Source organism: Neisseria sp. (genome assembly GCF_030527965.1).
Lineage (GTDB): Bacteria > Pseudomonadota > Gammaproteobacteria > Burkholderiales > Neisseriaceae > Neisseria.
This window is the reverse complement of sequence record NZ_JAUMZU010000019.1, coordinates 1-23,355: the sequence shown is the minus strand read 5'-3', so window position 1 is coordinate 23,355 and position 23,355 is coordinate 1. Positions and strand designations below refer to the sequence as shown.

The following is a 23,355-nucleotide window of genomic DNA, read 5'->3' as shown; positions in this document are numbered from 1 at the left end:
AGGGTTTCAAACAGCCTGGTTGCGCAATCAGTGAGAAAGAATAAGTTATTGAATCGTTTAAAATCGCGACCGGATTATAATTATTATCATTATTAGGCACAAGCATCATGCGATAAGGGTGCGTGTTCTCCGATAAACACCATGCCTGCCTGAAAATGATTTACAGACAGGCATAGCATTTTTACGAAAAGCGCCGTTTATTTAATCATATCGACACTGAACTTATTTTAGTCGAAATAATCAAAAAATCGATTAACTTAGGATAAAAAACATGATTAACAATAAATACGCTTCCTTGCTTACCGCCTTATTGCTGGCTCTGCCGTTAGGCGCCCAAGCGAACACCTCAACATCCGCGGCTCATATTTCCCAGCCAGATTCCAAACAACCCGTCGCCGCCAAAGCCGCCGCCGCACAGACTAAGGCGCAGGAACCGCTGAAAGTTTTGGTTCACGTTAACGAGCAAGACAAGCTCGACGGCGCATTGGGCAATGTCGACAACCTGTTCAAATCGCTGAAGCCCGGCGAAACGGCCGAAGTGGAAATGGTGCTCAACGGCACCGCACCCAACCGCGTCAGCACCGAAAAACCAGAGCTGCAAAGCTTTTCCCAATACCTGAAAGCCGCTTACCATTTCATAACCGGCCTGTTCTCATCCGGCAGCAAGCCTTCTGCCGAACCGGTATTGCAACGCATTGAAAACCTCTCGAAAAACCACAACGTTAAATTTGCGGTTTGCCACAATTCGCTTACCGGTTTGAATATCAAGCCAACCAGCATTCCTCAATTTATCGAAATTGTGCCGGCAGGCGTAACCGAATTGGTACGCAAGGAACAAGAAGGATATGTTTATCTGAAACCCTAATTGACTTGAAAGCAAAAAGCCTGTCTGAAAAACTTCAGACAGGCTTTTTTCAATCCGATACACTCAACATCATTTTTTGCCGCTTTTTTTAACCCTGTCCGCCGGATATTCGCCGCATAAATATTCATAAGTGGTACGAGTAACCGAGCAGGTGCCGATTAAACCGCCCGTACGCACACATTCGCTCCGGGCGCCCTGCACGCGGGCGGCCTTGGCAAAACCGAGCTGGCGGCAGCGCTTATCGGCCATCAGCAGCGGCTTGGCTTCTCCGGCGCGAACATCATGATATTCGGCATGGTCGTAAGACAAATAAACAATGCCTTTCTTCGCATCACCGCCGTTGTATTGCCATTGCACGGGCGATGCCGGGCGGGTGCAGGCAGCAATAAGAAGCATAAACAAGGGCAAGCATTTACGGATTTTCATATTTTCAGACAGGCCTATTCGTTAATAACAAGCCGCCATAACGGCGGCCTTATCTTAGCTTCATCGGTTAATTTCTCTGCCGATACCGCGCCAATTCATCGGTAATCCGCTGTAAAAATGCCAAACGCTCGGCACGGATTTGCCCGCTTTCAACGGCAGATTTTACGGCGCAGCCTGGCTCTTGGCGGTGCGTGCAGTTATGGAAACGGCATTGCCCGCTCAAATGACGCATTTCGGGAAAATAATGTAGCAAATCGGGTATCTCAAGCTGAGCCAAACCGAATTCCTGCAAGCCCGGCGAATCGATTAGTTTGCTTTGCGCATCCAAATCATACAGCCGCGCATGCGTGGTAGTATGTTTGCCGGAATCCAGCGCCGCAGAAATATCGCCGGTGCGGGCAACGTCGCGCCCCAGCAAGGCATTGGTTAAGGTCGATTTCCCCATGCCCGACTGACCGAGGAAAATCGACGTCTGCCCCTGCAACACAGGGCTCAGAACATCCGCGTTTTCCAACGCACAAACCGGATAAACGGCGTAGCCCAGCGTTTCATAAAAGCCCAGTTTCTCGCGCCATAAACCTGTTTCCGGCAAATCGGCTTTATTCAACACAATTACCGGCTCAATGCCGCCCGCTTCGGCCGCCAGCAAAGCACGCTGCAACAGGCCTTCGTTAGGCGACGGAACGGCGGCCAGAACAATCAAAAGGCGGGTAACATTGGCGGCAATCAGCTTGGTTTTCCATGCGTCCTGCCGATAAAGCAGGCTCTGCCGCGGCAGATAATCTTCGATAACCACCTGCTCGGCATTTTGCGGCGTGACGCGCACCCAATCGCCGCAGGCAAAATCCACCCGCTTTTTGCGCGTGGTGGCATCATAAACAGCGCCGTTATCGGTGCGAACAACATAACGGCGGCCGTAACTGGCAATAATCTGGGCGGTTTCAGTCATAAAGATTCAGCATACAAGAAACACAATGCCTGTCTGAAAATTTCAGACAGGCATTGTGTTTTAAGCGGCAAACGGTTGAATGGCTACCGCTTCGCCCGAGGCCGCGCTAAGCGCTTCGTTCAGCACGGCAAAAAATTCGCTGCCGTCGCGCGTGGCCAGCCAAGCGCCGTTTTGATGCGAAAAATGATAACCGCCGCTTTTGGCGGCTATCCACAATTCTTGATTCGGCGTGTGTCGGTTCACGATGATCTGCGTACCATCGTCGGCCTCAATAGTCAGCACATTGCCGCTGAGGCGGCAATCGAAATCCCAACCCGCCTCATCAATCTGATCTTCGATATAAGCAAAAAGCCGGTCGGAATGCTGTAAAAATTCACTTTCGGTCATCATTGTTTTGTGTGTAGCTTGATTTTTGTTTAAGATACCGAATCTTGCCATATATAAGGCCAAAATGCCATGAAAAAACTGCTCTCCGCCGCCGCCCTGCTCGCCTTGCTGAGCGCCTGCGGCTATAAAGGCGATCTCTACCTGCCCAAAGAAAACGACAAAGCCAAATTCGGCCCCGTGCAAAGCGGCTTGCAATTTGAATCGAAAGAACCCACCACCCGAATGGAATAACGATGTCACTCAAATGTGAAAGCCTGACATACCGCGAGCTGGCCGAGCAATTCGGCACACCGCTCTATGTATACAGCCAAACGGCGCTGGATGATGCACTACAAACCTATCGCAACGCGTTTGCCAAACTTGACCCGCTCATCTGCTATGCCTTGAAAGCCAACAGCAACTTAAGCATTCTGCGTCATTTTGCCGCGGCCGGATGCGGCTTCGACATCGTTTCCGGCGGCGAGCTGGCACGCGTGCTGGCTGCCGGAGGCGATGCAGGAAAAACCATTTTTTCCGGCGTCGGCAAAAGCGAAGCCGAAATCCGTTATGCGCTGGAAGCCGGAGTCAAATGCTTCAACATCGAATCTCTGCCCGAGCTTGACCGCATCAACCGAATCGCCGGCACGATGGCGAAAAAAGCCCCGGTTTCGCTACGCATTAATCCCGATGTCAACGCACAAACCCACCCCTATATCTCCACCGGCCTGAAAAGCAATAAATTCGGCATCGCCATGAGCGAAGCCGAAGCCGCTTACCACTACGCCGCATCTTTACCCCATCTCGACATTACAGGCATCGATTGCCACATCGGCTCGCAGCTCGTCAAAATCGACCCGCTGATTGAAGCCTGCGAGCGCCTTTTACTGTTGGTCGACAAGCTGGCAGCTCAAGGCATTGAGCTGCAACATGCCGATTTGGGCGGCGGCGCCGGCATCGTATACCAAAACGAAAGCCCGCCCGATCTTACCGCCTATGCCGAAGCGGTTGCACGACTCTGGGGCGAGCGCAAACTGAAACTCGTGCTTGAGCCCGGCCGCAGCTTGGTCGGCAATGCAGGCGCCTTGTTGACGCGTGTCGAATTCATCAAACACGGTGAAGAAAAAAACTTCGTCATCGTCGACGCCGCCATGAACGACCTGATGCGTCCTGCGCTTTACCAAGCCTACCATCACGTCGAAAATGCCGAAGCCAAAAATATCCCGTCCATCATGGCAGACATCGTAGGCCCCATCTGTGAAACCGGCGATTTTCTCGCCAAAGACCGCGAAATTGCTGCCGAAGAAGGCGATTTGCTGGTTATCCGAAGCGCTGGTGCTTACGCATCCAGCATGGCCAGCAACTACAATACCCGCTGCCGTGCCGCCGAAGTATTGGTCAGCGGCGAGCAAGCCAAACTGGTTCGCCGCCGTGAAACGATAGCCGATTTGCTCTCCGCCGAAACAGATTGTTTATAACGAAACAATGCCTGTCTGAAAAAACGCTACCATTTTTCAGACAGGCATTTATCAATATCTCTTTTCCATAAAAAAAGCCGTCCGGAACCTTCCAGCGGCCTTTTCTTCCTACTTACTTCTTCTCTTTATCCTTTGTGACTTGTTTTTTTAAATCGCTTTTTGCAAAGCGATGTGAATAAAATACAATAAAATCCGCAGAAAAGCAAATTCAAACAGCATAAACAAGTCAAAAAATCAAAAAGATTATATATAACTTAACAAATTATTATTTTGAGTATTTTATGCCCAAAAAATATAAATCGATTAATGATGCGAGAACACGCTTTATTTTCAGACAGGCTTTTAACGCATCATTCAATGTATCTAAAATATACCATGCCTCTGGCGGCACGTTACCAAGTCAAAATCGCTATTGAGTTTGCCTGATAACGATTGCACCATACTTCCTAGAAAACCGACAATACGGGATGCGGAACGTAAGGCGCTTCCAAAGCCGCAATTTCTTCAGGGGTCAGCACCACATCCAATGCCGCAACCGCTTCTTCGACATGCTTAACCGATGTTGTGCCCACAATCGGGGCAGTAACCGCCGGTTTGGATAACAACCAAGCCAGCGCCGCTTGCGCCATCGACACGCCTTTGGCAGCGGCGATTTTCTGCAAATTATCCACCACGATTTTATCGGCGGCTTCCGTGTTCCCCCACACCATAGGCGATACCGCATCAATCTTGCTGCGCTCGGTCTGCTCGCCCCACGGACGAGCCAGACGACCGCCGCCCAATGGCGACCACGGCACAACGGCAACACGGCGATCTTGGCAAAGCGGTAACATCTCGCGCTCTTCTTCGCGGTGAATCAACGAATAATGGTTTTGCATCGAAACAAATTTGGTCCAACCATTTTTTTCTGCGATATTCTGCAACCTTTCAAATTCCCACGCATACATCGAACTCGCCCCGATATAACGCGCCTTACCGCTTTTGACCACATCATGCAGCGCCTCCATGATTTCCTCCATCGGCGTGCTGTGGTCAAGGCGGTGAATTTGATAAACGTCGACATAATCCAGCTGCAAACGTCGCAAACTATGGTCGATTTCAGTCAGAATATTTTTGCGCGACAAACCGCCGCCGTTCGGGCGGTCAGGCCGCATGGGGAAATTAACTTTGGTCGCCACCACGATTTCATCGCGGTTTAAATTGAAGGCCTTAATCAATTTTCCCGTCACCTCTTCACTGGTGCCCATTTGGTAAATGTTGGCAGTATCGAAATAATTGATGCCCAACTCTACCGCCCGTTTAAACGACGGCTTGGCTTGCTCGAAATCGACAGCCCAAGGAAACAAGCCGTTTTCACTGCCGGGTTTGCCGAAACTCATCATACCCAAGCAAATCCTGGATACATCCACGCCTGTATTGCCCAATTTAACATATTGCATTTTGCTTCAACTCCTCAATTGTCATTTAACATTATGTTTTTCATTGAATTTCCTGCTTTCAATGTCACAATAAAATGCAGTATATCGGAGAATATTTATCTTGATTAGACGGTAATGCCTGATTAAACTTATGAATAAAAATCATATATCAAACATACCCGTTTTGCCTAAATGAAACCCTCTATCCAGGCAAACCGCTATCAACAACGAAATGAAAAAAATTTTATGCTTGGCAACTTAAATGATTTACGTGCTTTTCTGACTGTCGTACGCGCAGGCAGCTTTACCAAAGCAGGCGCCCAGATGGGCATATCGCAATCCGCCTTGAGCCACTGCATCCGTGGGCTTGAAGAGCGTTTGAATCTCAAATTGCTCCATCGCACCACGAGAAGCATTTCCACAACCGATGCGGGTGAGCAGCTTTACCAACGCCTGACGCCATTATTTGAGAATATCGACCATGAAATTAACGAGCTGAGCCTATTCCGCAATGCCGTTAGCGGCACTTTACGCATTAACGGCACAGAGCATGTGTTTCATCATGTAATACAAGATAAGCTCACGCAGTTTTTGCATGAATATCCCGAAGTCAATTTAGAAATTTTTGCGGAAAACCGATTTGTCGATATTGTGAGCGAACGATTTGATGCAGGTATTCGCTTGGGCGATGACGTCGCGAAAGACATGATTGCAATACGGATTTCGGAGCGTTTAAAAATGTGCACCGTATCAAGCCCGAGTTATCTGAAAAGTCGCGGCACTCCTGAAACGCCTTATGATTTGACGGCGCATAATTGCATATTGCACCATTTGCCGACCTCCGGCGGCAATATGATTTGGGAATTTACCGACCCTCATCAAAAAGACCGTATCGTACGCATCCAGCCGCAAGGGCAGCTCAAAACCAACAATGGCTATCTGCAAAAGGATTACCTGCTCAGCGGCTTGGGCATCGCATGGGTACCGCAGGATATGTTTCAAACTGAGATTGAAGCGGGAAAACTGGTTCCGCTTTTGCAGCAATGGGCAAAAAGTTATGACGGCTATTACCTCTATTATCCCAGCCGAAGGCAAAATTCCCCTCTTTTTAAGGCATTAATCAGCAAACTCAAAATATAATCGCTCAATCGCCATGCCGTGCCAGCGTGAGAATGGAAAGCTGATCCTGATATAATAAACGACCCAGAAAACAGCAATCAAAAGTAAAATAGCTATTGATTTTTCTAATACAAGCCATTAGTTATGGATAACGATATCCGTTTGGCCGTTTTACTGGAGGGTTTGCAACAACCCTGGTGGATAAAGCCATAACACCTTTTTTCGGCTTATTTCCCGGCCCAAAATCAATCGGTTCGGCAAGACAAAGCAGGCCTGTATCAGATTAGCGGATGTTCGGTGCATTCCCAAATCAAGTCGGCGGCGGTAGAATGCGGCAAAGCGCTTGAGTAAAGTGTTTGATATTTCAGAACTCAATTCATCTCAACATAGCAAAGGAAAATATCATGGCAATCAACATAGGCATGACCGACGAGCAACGCCAAGCCGTTGCTTCCGGTTTGGCAAAATTATTGGCCGATACATACAGCTTGTATATCAAAACCCATAACTACCACTGGAACGTGGTCGGACCTCAATTCAACTCTCTGCACAATATGTTTGAAACACAATACACTGAGCTCTCCACCGCCGTAGACGAAGTGGCCGAACGCATCCGTGCTTTGGGTCAGCTTGCTCCTGGCTCTTACCGCGAGTTCAGCGAATTAACCGACATTACCGACGGCGACAACCGCAAATCGGCTGAAGAGATGCTGGAAGATTTAGTGACCGGGCAGGAAGTGATTGTTCGCACATGCCGCAAGCTTTTCCCCGCTGCCGAAGCCGCCAACGACGAGCCGACTTGCGATTTGCTGACCACCAGAATGCAGCTGCACGAGAAAAACGCTTGGATGCTGCGCTCGATCTTGGGTAAATAAGCATTCCGTTGATGAAAAATACAATAAAGCCTGTCTGAAAAGATTTTCAGACAGGCTTTTTAGTTTCGACGGCTATTTGTTTATGCACGCAATGAAGCGAACACGTCAAAATAGCCGGGGAAGGTTTTATCCGTACATTTCGGATCGTTAATCACAATGGGCACACCGAGCAACGACACCAGCGAAAAACACATCGCCATGCGGTGGTCGTCATAAGTATCAATCACGGCTTCGGGCGTGAGCGTTGCCGGCGGAATGATGTGGATGGCATCGGCCTCTTCGGTAACGGTTGCGCCGACTTTGCGCAATTCTTTGGCCATGGCGGCGATGCGGTCGGTTTCTTTTACCCGCCATGAGCCGATATTCCGCAAACTGCATGGCTCTCCGGCGGCAAGTGCAACAATGGCGAGCGTCATGGCGGCATCGGGAATATGGTTGGCATCAAGATCAAACGGCCGTATTTTTTGATCGGCTGCGCGGCTGACTTCGATGAAATCATCACCCCAGATAACGGTGGCACCGATTTTTTCCAACTCGGCGGCAAACGCCACATCGCCCTGAATGGCATGTTTACCCAAGCCGGTTACTCGTATGGGCACACCCGATATCAACCCGGCAGCCAGAAAATAAGAAGCGCTGGAAGCATCACCTTCCACATGAACAACCGCGGGCGCATGGTAACGGCTGTCGGCGGGAATATGGAAGCTCTGGTAATCGTGGTGCTCTACTTTAACGCCGAAATTGGCCATCAATCTGAGCGTGATGTCGATATACGGCTTGGAAATTAATTCGCCCGCCACTTTGATTTCAAACGCTTCGCCGGTCAGCGGCAAAGCCATCAGAAGGGCGGTCAGGTATTGGCTGGAAACGTTGCTGCGAATCGGAATCAGACGATCCCCCGCTTGCTGCCTTTCGCCGATATGCAGCGGCGGATAGCCTTGATTGCCCAAATAATCGATTTGCGCGCCGGCAATGCGCAAGGCGTCGACCAAGTCGCCAATCGGCCGCTCGTGCATGCGGGGCACGCCATGCAGATGGTAATCACCGCCGAGCACGGCCAAAACCGCGGTTAGCGGCCTAAATGCGGTGCCGGCATTGCCTAAAAACAAATCGGCGCCGCGCTCGGGAAACTGGCCGGAAGCGCCGTGCACCAACCAGTCTTGCCCGTTGCGTTGTAGCTTCACGCCCAAGGTTTCGAGCGCTTCGAGCATGCGGTCGGTATCATCGGACTTCAACAGGGATTTGATGGTGCAGGTATTGTCAGACAAAGCGGCCAGAAGCAGCGTTCGGTTGCTGATGCTTTTGGAACCGGGCAGCGCTACGTTTGAAGGCTTGAGGCGACAGGCGGGAAGGCGGATGGAATCGGTCATTGCGGGGGCTTTGAGAGAAAGAAAGCGTTTATTATGCCAAGAATCGGCGTTTTCTTAAAGCATCGAGGGAATGGCGCTGCATTGTTTACGTTTCATCGGGCTTTAAAAATGCCTGTCTGAAAACGTTCAGACAGGCATTTGCTGCGGGCAATTCGCTTATTGTTTGCCGGCTTCGATTTGGATGTTGAGCTTGACTTGCTTGCTCATGCCTTCTTTCACCAGATAATCCATGCCCCATTTGGTGCGGTCGATGGTGGTGGTGAAATCGCCGCCGCAGGCTTGTGTTTTCAGCACGGGGCTGTCATAGCAGTTGAATTTCTCCGCTTTCAGCTTAACTGGCTGGGTTTTGCCCAGCATCGTCAGGTTGCCATCAACGGAAAGCAGTTTTTTGCCGTTGAAATTAAATTTGGTCGACACAAAACGCATTTCAGGGAATTTTTCAGCGTTAAACAAAGAAGCCGATTTCAGATGATTGGTAAATTCCAAGCTGCCGGTTTGCAAGGTGCTGACCGGAATGGTCAGGTCGACCGAGCCTTGGCGTTTGGCCGGATCGAATTCCAAGGTGCCGTTTAACCCGTAGAAACCGCCGACATTGGTGCTAGTGCCGAAATGGTCGATATTGAAACGGGCGTTGGTATGGAAATGGTCGATTTTATAGCTGGCGGCGCCGGCGCCGGCGGCCATGACGGCAAACAAGGCGGCAATAAGGGCTTTTTTCATATTAGGCTCCTGATGTAGAGAAAATGATAGGAAATTTCATTCTAGCCGAAACCGAAAATCGGGTAAATTGCCCGATAGAAAATACTGATTAATCATCAATAAGCCAATGCCTGTCTGAAAACTTTCAGACAGGCATTGGCAAACCCTATCATATCTAAATCAGGCGGCTATTTCAGAATGGTTACCTTTTTGATAATGACTGGCTCGACCGGTACGTTCTGATGCTGGGCGCGGTCGGTGGTTTGCACTTTGGCAATGCGCTCCACCACATCCATACCGTCGGTTACTTTGCCGAAAACGGCATAGCCGGCATTGCGGATGTCGCTGCCACGCCGATTAAGGAAATCATTATCCGCCAGATTGATGAAAAACTGGCTGGTGGCCGAATTGGGCAGCGCGGTGCGTGCCATGGCGATGGTGCCTTTGCTGTTTTTCAGCCCATTGGCCGCTTCGTTGCTAATGGCTTTTTCCGTTGATTTTTGCGCCAAGTCCGGCGTGAAGCCGCCGCCCTGAATCATAAAACCGTCGATCACACGGTGAAAAACCGTGCCGTTATAAAAGCCTTTGTCGGCATATTTCACGAAGTTCGCCACGGTTTTGGGCGCTTTCTGTTCGTCGAGCGAGAGTTTGATCGTTCCCATGTTTGTGTCGATTTCGGCGCGCGTTTCTGCGTGAACAACCAGCGTAACGAGCCCGATAGCGATAGCTGCAACCAAATGCAGTGCTTTCATTTATTGTCCTTTCGGTCTGAATTTTTATTGTGCCGAAATTATGCTGAAGATGCAGGTTGGCTTGTGTTTTTATAATGTAAAAACAAACAAATGCCTGTCTGAAAAATGTATTCCGCTTTTTCAGACAGGCATTGCCGCAACAAACTTGAATATCGACGCAATCAATGTAATCCGTTTACATATTCCACTTCTTCCTTGCTGCCGATCACCACGGCCACGCGCTGGTGCAGGCCTTCCGGGCTGATATCCAGCATATTCTGCATCGCATTGCTGCTGCTGCCGCCCGCCTGCTCAATAATCAGGCTTAACGGATTGGCTTCATACATCAGACGGAGTTTGCCCGGTTTGGAAGGGTCGCGTTTGTCGGCCGGATAAAGAAACACGCCGCCGCGCATCAGAATACGGTGAATTTCCGCCACCATGCTGGCCACCCAGCGCATATTATAGTTTTTGCCGCGCGCGCCGGTGTCGCCCGCCAGCAGAAGTTTAACGTATTGCTGCACGGGTGCGAACCAATGGCGCTGGTTGGAAGCATTGATGGCATATTCTTTAGTTTGCTCGGGTACGCGCGGGGTTTCCTGCGTCAGAATAAATTCGTTTTGCGCATTCAAGGTAAAAACAAACACACCGTGTTTTACCGTAAACACAAGCTGGGTCTGAGGCCCGTACAGCACATAGCCGCTGGCCACTTGCGCCCGCCCTTTTTGCAGGAAAGATGCAGTTTCCAACGGCCCTTCGGGCTTGGCAAGCACGGAAAAAATCGTACCGACGGAAATATTCACGTCGATATTGGAAGAACCGTCAAGCGGATCGAACAAAACCAAATAACCGCCGTTTTCATGGCAGGAAACGAAAGTATCTTCCTCCTCGCTGGCCAGCCCGGCAACGGCAGGATTGGCTTGCAGCCGCTCAATCAGCAACCGGTTGGCGATAACGTCCAATTTTTTCTGCTCCTCGCCCTGCACGTTGCCCGAGCCGGCCTCGCCCAAAATCCCGGCCAGCGCGCCTTGGCGAACTTTTTCACTGATGTCGACACAAGCCGCAACAGTCGATTCCAAAACGCTGCCGAGCGCAACAGGCAGATTGTGTGCGGTCAGATGCTGCTGAAGAAAAGAGGAAAAAGTTTGCATAATATTCTCGCTATGGCTGTGGTTGGTGTAATCAGATGTAGTTTAATATAAACGCTACCCGAAAACAATTTTCAGACAGGCATTAAAGCAAACAAAGACAGGAATTATTTGTATTCGATTTTAGTATGGCCTATAATCGGGCTCACTTACATAAGATTACAAAGGAATCAAGAAATGAAATTTCGTAGTTATCAACTGGCCGCCCTCGCCGCTTCCTTGATGCTTTCCGGCGCCAGCTTTGCCGACATTACCGTATACAACGGCCAGCACAAAGAAGCCACGCAAGCCATTGCCGATGCGTTTACCAAAGAAACCGGAATTAAAGTCACGCTCAACAGCGGCAAAAGCGAGCAGCTCGCCGGCCAATTGAAAGAAGAAGGTGCAAAAACGCCGGCCGACGTATTCTATTCCGAGCAGATTCCGCCGTTGGTCAGCTTATCCCAAGCCGGCTTATTGGAGCCTCTACCGGCCAGCACCATCAAGCAAACCGCACAATATAAAGGCGTGCCGCAAGCGCCAAACAAAGATTGGATTGCCCTCAGCGGCCGTGCGCGCGTCGTGGTTTATAACAAAAACCAAATCTCCGAAAAAGATCTGGCCAAATCCGTATTGGATTACGCTACGCCCAAATGGAAAAACCGCATCGGTTACGTACCGACTTCGGGCGCCTTCCTAGAGCAAGTGATTGCCATTACCAAACTCAAAGGCGAAGCCGCCGCATTGAAATGGCTGGAAGGATTGAAAGAAAACGGCAAATTGTATGCCAAAAACACCGTAGCGTTGCAAGCAGTGGAAAACGGCGAAGTGCCCGCCGCACTGATTAACAACTACTATTGGTATGCCTATGCCAAAGAAAAAGGCGGAGCCGACAAAATCAATTCCCGCCTGAATTTTATCCGCCATCAAGACCCGGGCGCATTGGTTACCTATTCTGGCGCGGCCGTGCTAAAAGGCTCAAAAAACAAAGCCGAAGCGCAAAAATTTGTTGATTTCATGGCCGGCAAAAAAGGTATGCAGGCACTGGTGCAGGCTCGGGCGGAATATCCGTTGCGCGCCGACGTGAAATCAGGCTTCAATATGATGCCTTACAATCAGCTGCAAGCGCCTGCCGTGCCCACTTCAACCGCGGCCGACCAAGAAAACGCCAACAAACTGTTGGAAAAAGCCGGGCTGAAATAATTAAAACCGCCTGATTTCAGGCATAAGCTATTTTAAAGCAACCGGCTCGTACTGGTTCTATTCAACATACTCGGGCTAACCCCGAGTATGTTGCTTTTCAAGCGCCAAAAGCCTGTCTGAAACCCTGCCCGAGATACATTTCATGCCGTCGCGTCGCCCGCCCCTTGCCCTGACTCTGCTGATTCTCATCATCAGCCTGCCGCTCACGCTGCCTTTTCTATATGTATTGTTGCGTACCGCCGATGTCGGCTGGGCGCGCAGCATGGCGCTTTTATGGCGGCCACGTATGTGGGATTTGCTCAGCAACACCTTGCTGCTGATGCTTTTGGTTACCTTTTTTTCCATCGTTATCGGCACACTATGCGCGTTCTGGCTGGAGCGTTACCGCTTTTGGGGCAAAGCGTTTTTTCAAGTCGCAATGACATTGCCCTTATGCGTGCCCGCCTTTGTAAGCTGTTTCACATGGATTAGCCTGACCTTCCGCGTAGAAGGTTTTTGGGGCACCATTATGATTATGACCCTGAGTTCGTTTCCCTTGGCCTACCTGCCCGTTGCCGCCACACTAAAGCGGCTCGACCGCTCCTTTGAAGAAGTAAGCCTGTCGCTGGGGAAAAGCTCGGCCTATACTTTTTTTCACAGCGTTTTCCCTCAGCTCAAACCCGCCATCGGCAGCAGCATCTTATTGATTGCATTGCACATGCTGGTTGAGTTCGGCGCCGTTTCCATCCTAAACTACCAAACCTTTACCACCGCCATTTTTCAAGAATATGAGATGTCATTCAACAACGCGACCGCCGCACTGCTCTCTGCCGTGCTGCTGGCGGTATGCTTTATCGTTGTATCGGCGGAAATCCTGTTTCGCGGCAAAGCCAAACGCTATCACAGCGGCAAAGGCGTTTTACGGCCTTATCCTGTCAAGCCACTCAAACCAGGCAAACAAATACTGTTGATGATATTTTTCAGCGCACTGTTCATTCTTAGCATAGGCGTGCCGGTCAGCACACTCTTATATTGGCTGGTTATCGGCACATCCGGTCAAAACGCATGGCAATATTCGGCCTTTTTCGATGCTTTTACCCATTCACTCATCATCTCGGCGCTCGGTGCCGCCGTTACCGTACTGGCTGCGCTGCCACTAGTGTGGGCCGCCGTGCGCTACCAAAGCCGGTTAACCGTATGGGTGGATCGCCTGCCCTATCTGCTGCATGCCGTGCCCGGCTTGGTTATCGCGCTCTCGCTGGTCTATTTCAGCATCAATTATGCCCGCCCGCTGTACCAAACCTTTTTCGTCGTCGTTGCGGCTTATTTCATGCTTTACCTGCCGATGGCCCAAACCACGCTGCGTAGCACGCTGGAAATGCTGCCCGAAAACATTGAGAAAGTTGCCCAAACCTTAGGGCGCGGCAATTTCTATATCTTCCGCACCCTGATTGTTCCCGCCATCCTGCCCGGCATTGCCGCCGCTTTCGCACTGGTCTTCCTCAATCTCATGAAAGAATTGACCGCCACGCTGCTGCTTACGCCCGACGACATCAAAACCCTTTCCACCGCCGTTTGGGAATACACCAGCGACGCCCAGTATGCCGCTGCCACGCCCTACGCCATCATGTTGGTATTGTTTTCCGGCATCCCCGTTTTCCTGTTAAAAAAATACGCCTTTAAATAACCATGACCACATCACCCGCCCCTCTGCTCTCCATCAGCCACCTATACAAAAAATTCGGCGATACCGCCGTATTGCAAGACATCTCGCTCACCTTAAACCCGGGCGAAATTCTCTTTTTAATCGGCCCCTCCGGCTGCGGCAAAACCACACTATTGCGCACCATCGCCGGCTTCGAACGCCCCGACAGCGGCGAAATCTTGCTACACAACCAAACCATCGCATCCGCCCAAATCCACATACCCACCCGCTTGCGCCATCTGGGCTACGTCGTACAAGAAGGCATACTCTTTCCACACCTCAACGTCTACCGCAACATCGCCTACGGGCTGGGCAACGGCAAAGGCAAAACCGATGCCGAGCGCACGCGCATTAACGAAGTCATGGCGCTAACCGGCATCACCGAGCTGGCCAAACGCATGCCTCACGAACTTTCCGGCGGGCAACAACAACGCGTCGCCCTCGCCCGCGCCCTCGCCCCTTCCCCCGAGCTGATTCTGTTAGACGAACCGTTTTCCGCGCTAGACGAACACCTGCGCCAACAAATCCGCCACGACATGCTTGCCGCGCTGCGCCAAAGCCGCACCAGCGCCATCTTCGTTACCCACGACCGCGACGAAGCCTTGCGTTACGCCGACCAAATCGCCATGCTCCAACAAGGCCGGATATTACAAACAGGCAATCCGCAAACACTGTATTGGTCGCCTCAGCATCTGGCTACAGCCGAATTTATCGGCGAGAGCATTACCCTGCCGGCCCAAGCCGACGCCTCCGGCAGCAACGTCCGCTGCACGCTCGGCATCATCGCCATCAGCCCCAACCCTGCCGCGGCCAACCAAAACGGCACCCTACTGCTCCGCCCCGAACAATTTATCCCCACCAGCAACACACCAGACCAACCAAACACAATCACCGCAACAGTTGAACAAATCGAATTTCAAGGCAAAACCACCATACTTCACCTCAACGCCAACGGCACCCCATTAATGCTCGAAAGCAACTACCAAACCCAAACCGCCGCAGGGCAAACCCTCAACCTGCAACTACGCGGAACAGGGTTGTTTTATCCGGCAGTACAATAAAGAAATTAATAAAGCCTGTCTGAAAAGCAATGATTCCCTTGATTCAATACAACTCAATCCGTGCCGTTTTCAAAAACACGCAAATTGTATTTTTAAAATATCGGCACTATTATCGAAGCCTAAAACCGCCTATGGAATACCAATCGAATGCCCTGCCAAATAATGGATAATCAGGCTGTCTGAAAGCCTCGAATAGCGTGATTATCCATTCGTAAAGAAAGAGCCTTTATGAAACCCTTTACTTCCCTTCTAACCGCAGCCTTATTATCCGCCGCCAGCCTGAGCGCCTGCGGCGGGTCGGAGAACCGTATGAGCATTCAAGAGCAGACTGAAAAGCGTTTCCAACTCAACCCGCATCCTACAAAAGCCTATCGCATTAAAATTAAAATCAACGATGCCCCCGGGCCTTTGAAGCTAACCGGAGATATTTATATCCGATATATGGCCAGAAACTGTTCTTATGTCATTAATGAACTTGAAGGCGCGTCAGCAGAGCCCACCAAATACGTTAATTATAAAGCTCGTCCAATTGGGCATGATGAATATGAAGTTATTTTCTATTCTGACGCTGTGCAAGATGAAGACTACTTTGGAAAGGGTGTTTGTCATTGGAAACCTGATGGGTTCGGCGGGGCATTCAATGCCACGGGAAAACCTGAAGAAACAAGGTTTAGCATCAGTGATGTGATGGAAGATTTGATAGAGCAAAAAACGCTAACTAAATATTATTGGAAAGGTGCATATCCTTATCTTAAGGATGAGAATGGCTCGAAATATGATGACGATGTAGTGTCTTATGGCTCTGATTCTCCAACTAAATACAGTACAGATAAGCAAAAAGATTTATTTAATATAACTATTACACTCGAGGAAATGAAGTCATGACTACAAGACAACAAAATGCTCGCTTCGTATCAAAATTTATTTACCCAACGGATTGATAATCAGGCTGTCTGAAAGCCTCGAATAGCGTGATTATCCATTCGTAAAGAAAGAGCCTTTATGAAACCCTTTACTTCCCTTCTAACCGCCACCTTATTATCCGCCGCCAGCCTAAGCGCCTGCGGCGGGTCGGAGAACCGTATGAGCATTCAAGAGCAGACTGAAAAGCGTTTCCAACTCAACCCGCACCCTACAAAAGCCTACCGCATTAAAATCAAAATCAACGATGCGCCCGGGCCTTTAAGGTTAACGGGGAATATGGATGTAGGCTACAAAGCTCAAAATTGCTCATATATTATTAACTCTTTAGAAGGGGCTTCAACAGAACCTTATAAGCGTATTCAAACTAAAATTCTTCAAATAGGAGAATTTAAGTATGAGACTATTGTTTATTTAGATGCAATGCAAGATGAAGACTATTTTGGAAAGGGTGTTTGTCATTGGAAGCCCGAAGGTTTCGGCTTCGCACTTAAAGCAACAGGCAAACCAGAAGAAACAGAATTCAATTTTGGGGATTTTTTAAATGAATTACAAGAGAGAAAAACACTAACCAAATATTATTGGAAAGGTGGTTATCCTTATTTTAAGAATGAAGACGGCTCAAGATATAACAACGAAGATGTTGTTTCTTACGGCACTGATTCCCCAACCAAATATAGTACAGATAGGCAAGGGAATTTATTCAGCATAACCGTTGCTATTGAGGAGTTCAAGTCATGATGCAAATTACGAAACAGCAATATGCTGATCTTTCAGACAGTGCTTATAAAGATCATACCGTAGCAAAAGAACCTATTCTTATCGGTAATCATAAATATAAAGTAATCGCTGTCAGTGAACCATCCAAAACGGGCTATCAAGGTACAGTGTATCAAGATGTCGACACCAATGAAATTATCGTTGCTCATCGAGGAACCGAACCACCTCTCAAAGATATACGGGATACCATAACTGATATAAATATGGTTTCCGATAACATGAATAGCCAAGCAGAAGAAGCCATCAAACTCACTAAAATAGCCATAGAAAAAGCGGAAGCACTGCACAGGGACTTGGGCATTCCCACTCCCAAAATCACCCAAACCGGCCATTCCCTTGGTGGCGCACTCGCCCAAATCTGCGCCTACCGCTTCCATCAGGAAGGCATGACCTTCAATGCCTACGGTGTCGCAGGCATGTATCACATCCCCGAAGGCGGCAGCATGGTTACCAATTTCTCAACAGCCGCCGATGTCGTATCCGCCGCCAGCTCTCATTACGGCAAAGTCGTAATTCTCGCTACGCAGCAAGAGCTCAACGGTCTGGCCGAATACGGCTACAACAATAAAAGCAACACAATGCTGACCCGAGCCTTCGGTGCCGCGGCTTCCACTATGGGTGCCGCCCATACCATCGATAACTTCGTCGGCCCCGATTCGATTCTTTCCCGACAGAATTTCCGCCACGCCCGCTCGCTGGCGGAAGACAACAAACATATGATTGAGGATTTTCGCAGCGATGTCGCCAGCATCAGAGAAGGCGTTCATGGCGGTATCGAAGTCAATCGGAAAGCCCGCGACATCATGCGCTTCAGCCCTGCCGAAATGATGCTGAAAGAAATCCGTAAACATTCGCCCTTATCCATGGAAGACAACCAAACCGCACCTACCTTGGGTCTCGCCGATATGCCTGAAAAGGCACAGCAGCTTTGCCGAGAGTGTAAGACGCATTTGGTTGATTTCTATAAAAAAAATGATATCGCTTATAACGAAGCCGATGCGGATAAAACGGCGGCAGCAATCGGTGTTGCCGCTTATCGGGAACGCGTTCCTCATGTGCAATCGCTCCATATCAGGGAAGACGGTCTGCTTTCCGTAGGGCATTTAACACCCCAAGGTGTTTTGAGCTATGCTTCTTTAGATTCCGTCCAAGCTGCTGCAACGCCCATAGAAGAGAGTGTTACTCAGTCGCGGCAGGCAGAGCAGGAATTGGCGCAGAAGGCGCAACAACGTGAAATTGCGCTGGCCGAATACCATTCGCAATCGCGTGGTAGAAGCATCTCTTAGATTGGTGGAAAAGATTAAAAAAAGCCTGTCTGAAAAGTTTTCAGACAGGCTTTTCTATATCAAACACTGTTTTTTCATAAATAAACCAACTAGGAGGTATTCCAAGCAGATTTTGCAGAAGAAGCAATCTTTTCAATATTGCTAGATGCTATAATTAGCTTACCAAACTAAATATATTATGAAAAAATTGCAGGTGTTTTCTGCAAAATTTCCTATTCGCTTGATACTCGGGGTAAACGAATAGATTTTTCTCTTACTAAAGATTTTCTGATTATGGACGAACTTAATTCAAATATTTCAATAGATTTTTTAAACTATCAATATGATATTTTAGGTATCTCTTCTTTTCTCAATGATCCTGACGTTACAGAGATCTGTATTAATCAGCCCGGAGAGGTTTTTCTGGAAACCTCTAAAGGGTGGCAAAAAGTGCCCGTTGATACCTTAACCTTTGATAGGGCCCGCCAATTTTGTACAGCTGTAGTGAATGAAAGTAACACTGGGCAGAGAATTACCGAAACTGATCCTATGGTTTCTTTAACCTTCCCAACTGGTCAGCGTGCCCAATTTGTTATTCCTCCGGCATGCGACTCAGGAAAAGCATCAATTACCATCCGCTTGCCGTCAAAGCATACTAAAAGTTTAACTCAATATAGTGAAGATGGTTTTTTCAGCCATATTATCGATTTGGGCGGAGATTTACCCGAGCACGATAAAGAGCTTCTTGAATTAAAGAAGAGCAAACAGTATGAAATGTTCTTCAAAAAAGCTGTTGAATATAAAAAGAATGTTGTGGTTTCCGGTGCTACCGGTAGCGGTAAAACAACATTCATGAAAGCCTTGGTCAATCATATTCCTTTAGACGAACGCTTAATTAGTATCGAAGATGCCCGGGAGCTTTTTATTCCCCATAAAAATGTTGTGCACTTATTGTATTCAAAAGGCGGGCAGAGTAGCACAAACGTATCAGCTAAAAGCTGTATGGAATCTTGCTTACGGATGAAACCGGATAGAATCATTCTTGCAGAGCTGCGGGGAGATGAATCGTTTTATTTCATCCGAAATTGCGCCTCCGGCCACCCGGGATCCATTACCAGTTGCCACGCAGGTAGCACAGAACAAACATGGGATCAATTGGCGTTAATGATTAAAGCCTCTCCAGAAGGAAGCGGACTCGAATTCGGTGTAATCAAAACTCTATTAAAACAAACCATTGATATAGTAGTACACATCAAAGCCCATGCTGGGCGGCGTTATATTACAGGCATTGATTTCAATCCAGTTAAATAACACAAACTGCCTAATAAGTATCAGCATATTATCGCGAGCCAAATAAAAAGCGGCATCTGGTAAAAAGGAAGAAAACCTTACCGGATGCCGTTTAACACAATAGAATTCAATATTTGCGATTATTTCCGTAAATAATTATCCATTGCGTCTTATTCCATATAGAAGAAAAATTAGTTATAACTATTTCACATCCACCCAACGTCCACCTTTTTTCTCTTCTCCAACATATTTTACTTTTTCAGCAACCGTTGTCCAACCATGTTCAAAGTAAGCACGACAATAATTCGGTTTAGCATTGCGAATGTAAGAGATACGCTTCGTGGTATAAAACCAGTCTTTACGTCGGCCGACTCTGTCAGGCACGCTCTCAACGTAAGTCGCTCGGTTAACCCGATTCAGCTCTTGCGCATCACACCGGCCTGCACCATTAACCAAGGCTTCAACTAAAGCCGGCATATTTTCTTCATCATTAGCCGGGCACATTTTTAGAAAATCACGACGTGCATTCAATGTATCTTTAAAATGTTTATGATGAATACTGAAATAGCGCCGAATAGATGGTTCACATTCAGAAGGTCTGTCGCCGCTAGATAAGCACAAAGTAGCTTCACAAGCTAATTTTTTGTCTCCGGTTAAAAGTTCTTCTTTCGAAACTGCTTCATTCGCTTTATCGGCAATAGAATTAGCCATTAGCTGAGCCGAAAGCAAAGAAAAAACAAATATACCAGTTATAGTGGAAAATCTCATAATAATCCTTCGTGTTTGGGTAATTTTAAGTAATGAAACCTGCTTTCGCTATAATACTGTTGAAACAATTTAGAAGGCAAGTAATAATCATAAATTATTTTATGAACAGCATTCAATTTATAGATCTGGGCTTTTGCTGATATTCCTTCAAATTTTTTCAGCACAACAAGTCTGTCTAAAAAATATTTAGACAGACTTCCATCTTATTCTCGACTAACTCTTAAGATTAAGACCTGCCCATTTCAGGAGAATGATTTTGCGCGATTTGACGATTCTGCTCTTCCTGCGCTACTTGCTGAATACGGTTGATACTCTCTTCAACGGGAGTGGAAATGGCTTTGTCTACATCCATTGAAGCTGTAATTAAACCCGGATTACGTTCACCAATTAAAAATTGTCCGTCTTTAACGTTAAATAGAGGTGTATCGTTCATACCTTTTACATAACCTAAAGCAGCAAGTGCCATCGCTGAATTCTCTAAACCTTCTTTCTCGTATGGTAGGTTATTTCTTTGGTAATAGTTTTCTAAGTGCTCTTTGGCTGCAATATACAAATTTTGTACTTGAGGAGAAAGGGGCTCTAACTTGTTAGAAGCCTCATGATTTTTATGATCATTATTTTTAAGTTTCTCTAAATAATCAGGAGTTAATATTTTTTGTAACTCCTCAAAAAAATGCTCACGATCCACAAAGTCTTTGCCTACCTCACCGTTAACACTACGAGTTGCTTCTCTTACATCCTCCTTATGAGAGTTAGGAACATTATGTTTCCAGTAATCCACAGCAATTTTAGCAGCAACCTCAGGAGATTTAGCTAAATCTGGGTTACCTAAAAGATCCTCTTTTATACGATTTCCAACATCCCTATAATTATCCTTACCTGTTAATTGTATATAGCCACGTCCATGATACTTCCATCCATCTCCTTCTTCGTTATTTCCTATTCTTCCTCCATACATCAATTCTGCTAATTTCTCTGGATGTCCATTTAAAGCTTCTTGACGAGCATCTTCAAAGGCTTCTTTTCCTTTTCTTAAAACAGAAGGGGTTTTTTTCTGTATATTTTCAACTGCATTCTGTGATTTATATATAAAACTCTCATCCAATTTCTCTAATTGATGAGATTCATAACTTAATTGAGCAATAAAATTTGCTGTTTCCTTAGGAGAAAAGCCCTCATTAATAGCTGCACGTACCATTGCCTCTTGGCGTTCATTTAATTCCATTATTAAACGTCCTGTATATCAATAATATTTATTAATTAAATCAAAGCGTCTAGATTTTTTATAACCAGAAAACTGCTTATGCTTAGGTATGGGTTTTTTCCCAATTTCAATGTTATCTATTTTCTCCGAACTATATTCATTGAGGAACCAATTATGATTTTTAGCAGAATAAATAAAATCAAAATTTTTAATAAAGCTATTTTTTATCCCTCCATAAAATATTTGTAAATGAAACCCATTTTTATATGATTTAAGCGCACGTAGCGTAGGTTCTTCTGATGGTCCCCCACATTGTTTACACGGAATTATTCCAGAATTTAAAAAAACCTGATAAGATTTACTTGTTTTTTTTAATATTTGAAAAATCCTGCCTTCTTTAGGGTTTTCTATTGATTCTGTAACTAACAATATATCTACTAATCCATCTCCACTTACATCCTTTTCTGACAAAAACAATATTTTGTGTTCTCTTGGGATATATTGTTGCACAATATCAGCATTTGTATCTGCAAACACAAATGCTGAAGTAATATTTAACAATATAAACATTAGCTTTTTCACTATCCACTCCTTGCTTTATTTCAATAAAAATCAAATATCTATTTACTACTTACGTTCAATAGTTTTATCATTACCGCTTTCCTCAACCTCGAAGTAAACGTTTTATCATTGTAATAACGAATCTTACCAACCTTAGCAGGATATGCCATCCCTTCGTAAATCATAATCTCGTTATTTTGGCTCATCGCCTTTAATTCTTGCGGCAGCATCAAAGCCCTTCGCTCTTCACTCTCCGATACACTGCGCTCTCGGCCTTTGCTTACATTCTGTTTCCTAACCGTCGTATAGCCCAGCATCTCGGAATATTCGTTCGCATCCTGCTGCTCTCTCGGCGTATACAATATCTGCAAGGCATGGTTGGTAATGATGGTGCGCGCATATTCTTTGCCATAAACCGCATCCAGTTGCGCAACCGATTGAATAATCGGAAATAGCCGGATGTTGTAGCCCGCCATATAGCTCACGGCATGGGCAATGATGTCCACCCTGCCGATGCTGGTAAATTCATCCATCAGCAACAGGCATTGGTGCTTCAAAGCAGGATTGTCTTGAGGAAGTTGTTTTGTGTTTTGGTTAATCAGCTGGGAGAAAAACAGGTTTACGATTACTCTTGACTCAGCCAGTTTATTCGGCAAAATACCGATGTAGACGGTCATTTTCTTTTTGCGGACATCGGTCAAGAAAAAATCGTCTGCCGAAGTGGCCGCATCAACCAGAGGATTAAGCCAAGGATTCAACGGCTCTTTGAACGTACCCATAATAGAGCCGAAAGTTTCTTTCTCTTGAGAAACCAGCCCTGAAAAAGCAGTTTTACAGGCAGTGCTGAGATAGCTTTGTTCTGCCAGTTGTGTAAAATACCCTTTTAACTCCATACCATTGCCGGAAGATAGGCGGAATAACTTACCCAACGTACAAGGTGGTTCATTATCTACAAAGTCAGGGTAGCTAGATATTAAATATTCGTTTTCATCAAACAAAAATAAAGAAAAAGCCAAAAACGCATTTCTTGCCTGCGCCACCCAAAACTTGTCTTTACTGTCTCCGTCCGGATACAGCATCGCCGCAATCGACATCAAATCCGATATGCGCTGGTTTTTATCCTTTGAAACATAGGTAAACGGGTTCCAGCGATGGGTACGCCCGTCTTCGGCAAACGGGTTGAACAGGTAAACTTCCT

General features: G+C 47.2%; 24 protein-coding genes. 12 read left to right on the top strand and 12 right to left on the bottom strand.

Annotated features, from left to right (window positions below; genetic code table 11):
* The first annotated feature begins 271 nt into the window (after nt 1-271).
* The gene (locus Q4A84_RS09150) at nt 272-865 is read left to right on the top strand and encodes a DsrE family protein (RefSeq protein WP_303088625.1); all 594 of its coding nucleotides are present in this window, start codon (nt 272-274) and stop codon (nt 863-865) included.
* A 69-nt stretch (nt 866-934) separates the two neighbouring features.
* Here Q4A84_RS09150 and yecR read toward each other — a convergent pair whose 3' ends face one another.
* From yecR to cyaY, 3 genes are all read right to left on the bottom strand, one after another.
* Complete coding sequence (gene yecR / locus Q4A84_RS09145) at nt 935-1,291, bottom strand: YecR family lipoprotein (protein WP_303088624.1); 357 nt, start codon at nt 1,289-1,291, stop codon at nt 935-937.
* 67 nt (nt 1,292-1,358) lie between these two features.
* Nucleotides 1,359-2,240: a ribosome small subunit-dependent GTPase A gene (gene rsgA / locus Q4A84_RS09140; RefSeq protein WP_303088623.1), complete on the bottom strand. Its 882-nt coding sequence runs from the start codon at nt 2,238-2,240 to the stop codon at nt 1,359-1,361.
* Nucleotides 2,241-2,300: 60 nt separating this feature from the next.
* Nucleotides 2,301-2,630, bottom strand: a complete 330-nt coding sequence (gene cyaY / locus Q4A84_RS09135) for an iron donor protein CyaY (RefSeq protein ID WP_303088622.1) — start codon at nt 2,628-2,630, stop codon at nt 2,301-2,303.
* A 66-nt stretch (nt 2,631-2,696) separates the two neighbouring features.
* On the opposite strand from cyaY, the gene Q4A84_RS09130 reads away from it, so the two are divergent.
* Nucleotides 2,697-2,858: a lipoprotein gene (locus Q4A84_RS09130; RefSeq protein WP_303088621.1), complete on the top strand. Its 162-nt coding sequence runs from the start codon at nt 2,697-2,699 to the stop codon at nt 2,856-2,858.
* A gap of 2 nt (nt 2,859-2,860) precedes the next feature.
* Nucleotides 2,861-4,081, top strand: a complete 1,221-nt coding sequence (lysA, locus tag Q4A84_RS09125; RefSeq protein WP_303088620.1) for a diaminopimelate decarboxylase — start codon at nt 2,861-2,863, stop codon at nt 4,079-4,081.
* A gap of 446 nt (nt 4,082-4,527) precedes the next feature.
* On the opposite strand, the gene Q4A84_RS09120 is transcribed toward lysA, so the two are convergent.
* Nucleotides 4,528-5,520, bottom strand: a complete 993-nt coding sequence (locus Q4A84_RS09120) for an aldo/keto reductase (RefSeq protein ID WP_303088619.1) — start codon at nt 5,518-5,520, stop codon at nt 4,528-4,530.
* Between the two features lie 225 nt (nt 5,521-5,745).
* Here Q4A84_RS09120 and Q4A84_RS09115 point away from each other — a divergent pair, with 225 nt between their 5' ends.
* Nucleotides 5,746-6,639 (top strand): LysR family transcriptional regulator, encoded by an 894-nt coding sequence (locus Q4A84_RS09115; protein WP_303088618.1) that lies wholly within the window; start codon nt 5,746-5,748, stop codon nt 6,637-6,639.
* A 383-nt stretch (nt 6,640-7,022) separates the two neighbouring features.
* Complete coding sequence (locus Q4A84_RS09110; protein WP_303088617.1) at nt 7,023-7,493, top strand: Dps family protein; 471 nt, start codon at nt 7,023-7,025, stop codon at nt 7,491-7,493.
* Between the two features lie 80 nt (nt 7,494-7,573).
* Here Q4A84_RS09110 and aroA read toward each other — a convergent pair whose 3' ends face one another.
* The 4 genes from aroA to Q4A84_RS09090 all read right to left on the bottom strand — a co-directional run bounded on the left by aroA (nt 7,574) and on the right by Q4A84_RS09090 (nt 11,444).
* On the bottom strand, nt 7,574-8,863 hold the full coding sequence (gene aroA, locus Q4A84_RS09105) for a 3-phosphoshikimate 1-carboxyvinyltransferase (RefSeq protein ID WP_303088616.1): 1,290 nt from the start codon (nt 8,861-8,863) through the stop codon (nt 7,574-7,576).
* Nucleotides 8,864-9,019: 156 nt separating this feature from the next.
* Nucleotides 9,020-9,583 carry a YceI family protein gene (locus Q4A84_RS09100; RefSeq protein ID WP_303088615.1) on the bottom strand — a complete coding sequence of 188 codons (564 nt, stop codon included), beginning with the start codon at nt 9,581-9,583 and terminating at the stop codon, nt 9,020-9,022.
* A 167-nt stretch (nt 9,584-9,750) separates the two neighbouring features.
* Nucleotides 9,751-10,314, bottom strand: coding sequence for a peptidylprolyl isomerase (locus Q4A84_RS09095; protein ID WP_303088614.1), 564 nt, complete (start codon nt 10,312-10,314; stop codon nt 9,751-9,753).
* 161 nt (nt 10,315-10,475) lie between these two features.
* Nucleotides 10,476-11,444: a class 1 fructose-bisphosphatase gene (locus Q4A84_RS09090; RefSeq protein ID WP_303088613.1), complete on the bottom strand. Its 969-nt coding sequence runs from the start codon at nt 11,442-11,444 to the stop codon at nt 10,476-10,478.
* Nucleotides 11,445-11,618: 174 nt separating this feature from the next.
* On the opposite strand from Q4A84_RS09090, the gene Q4A84_RS09085 reads away from it, so the two are divergent.
* From Q4A84_RS09085 to virB11, 7 genes are all read left to right on the top strand, one after another.
* The gene (locus tag Q4A84_RS09085; protein ID WP_303088612.1) at nt 11,619-12,623 is read left to right on the top strand and encodes an iron ABC transporter substrate-binding protein; all 1,005 of its coding nucleotides are present in this window, start codon (nt 11,619-11,621) and stop codon (nt 12,621-12,623) included.
* A gap of 142 nt (nt 12,624-12,765) precedes the next feature.
* The gene (locus tag Q4A84_RS09080) at nt 12,766-14,289 is read left to right on the top strand and encodes an iron ABC transporter permease (RefSeq protein WP_303088611.1); all 1,524 of its coding nucleotides are present in this window, start codon (nt 12,766-12,768) and stop codon (nt 14,287-14,289) included.
* 2 nt (nt 14,290-14,291) lie between these two features.
* Nucleotides 14,292-15,368: an ABC transporter ATP-binding protein gene (locus tag Q4A84_RS09075; RefSeq protein WP_303088610.1), complete on the top strand. Its 1,077-nt coding sequence runs from the start codon at nt 14,292-14,294 to the stop codon at nt 15,366-15,368.
* Nucleotides 15,369-15,596: 228 nt separating this feature from the next.
* Nucleotides 15,597-16,253 carry a hypothetical protein gene (locus Q4A84_RS09070; protein ID WP_303088609.1) on the top strand — a complete coding sequence of 219 codons (657 nt, stop codon included), beginning with the start codon at nt 15,597-15,599 and terminating at the stop codon, nt 16,251-16,253.
* A gap of 117 nt (nt 16,254-16,370) precedes the next feature.
* Nucleotides 16,371-17,030, top strand: a complete 660-nt coding sequence (locus Q4A84_RS09065) for a hypothetical protein (protein ID WP_303088608.1) — start codon at nt 16,371-16,373, stop codon at nt 17,028-17,030.
* Complete coding sequence (locus tag Q4A84_RS09060) at nt 17,027-18,355, top strand: hypothetical protein (protein ID WP_303088607.1); 1,329 nt, start codon at nt 17,027-17,029, stop codon at nt 18,353-18,355. The genes Q4A84_RS09065 and Q4A84_RS09060 overlap by 4 nt, the downstream gene beginning before the upstream one ends.
* 273 nt (nt 18,356-18,628) lie before the next feature.
* Nucleotides 18,629-19,645: a P-type DNA transfer ATPase VirB11 gene (virB11, locus tag Q4A84_RS09055; RefSeq protein WP_303088606.1), complete on the top strand. Its 1,017-nt coding sequence runs from the start codon at nt 18,629-18,631 to the stop codon at nt 19,643-19,645.
* A gap of 180 nt (nt 19,646-19,825) precedes the next feature.
* Here virB11 and Q4A84_RS09050 read toward each other — a convergent pair whose 3' ends face one another.
* The 4 genes from Q4A84_RS09050 to Q4A84_RS09035 form a co-directional block, all read right to left on the bottom strand.
* A complete protein-coding gene (locus Q4A84_RS09050; protein ID WP_303088656.1) occupies nt 19,826-20,335 on the bottom strand; it encodes a TrbM/KikA/MpfK family conjugal transfer protein in 510 nt (169 codons plus the stop codon).
* 283 nt (nt 20,336-20,618) lie between these two features.
* A complete protein-coding gene (locus Q4A84_RS09045; RefSeq protein ID WP_303088605.1) occupies nt 20,619-21,617 on the bottom strand; it encodes a glycoside hydrolase family 19 protein in 999 nt (332 codons plus the stop codon).
* A gap of 18 nt (nt 21,618-21,635) precedes the next feature.
* Nucleotides 21,636-22,178 (bottom strand): hypothetical protein, encoded by a 543-nt coding sequence (locus Q4A84_RS09040; RefSeq protein ID WP_303088604.1) that lies wholly within the window; start codon nt 22,176-22,178, stop codon nt 21,636-21,638.
* Nucleotides 22,179-22,216: 38 nt separating this feature from the next.
* Nucleotides 22,217-23,355 (bottom strand): type IV secretory system conjugative DNA transfer family protein (locus Q4A84_RS09035; protein ID WP_303088603.1); only part of this gene is annotated, 1,139 nt, incomplete at its 5' end.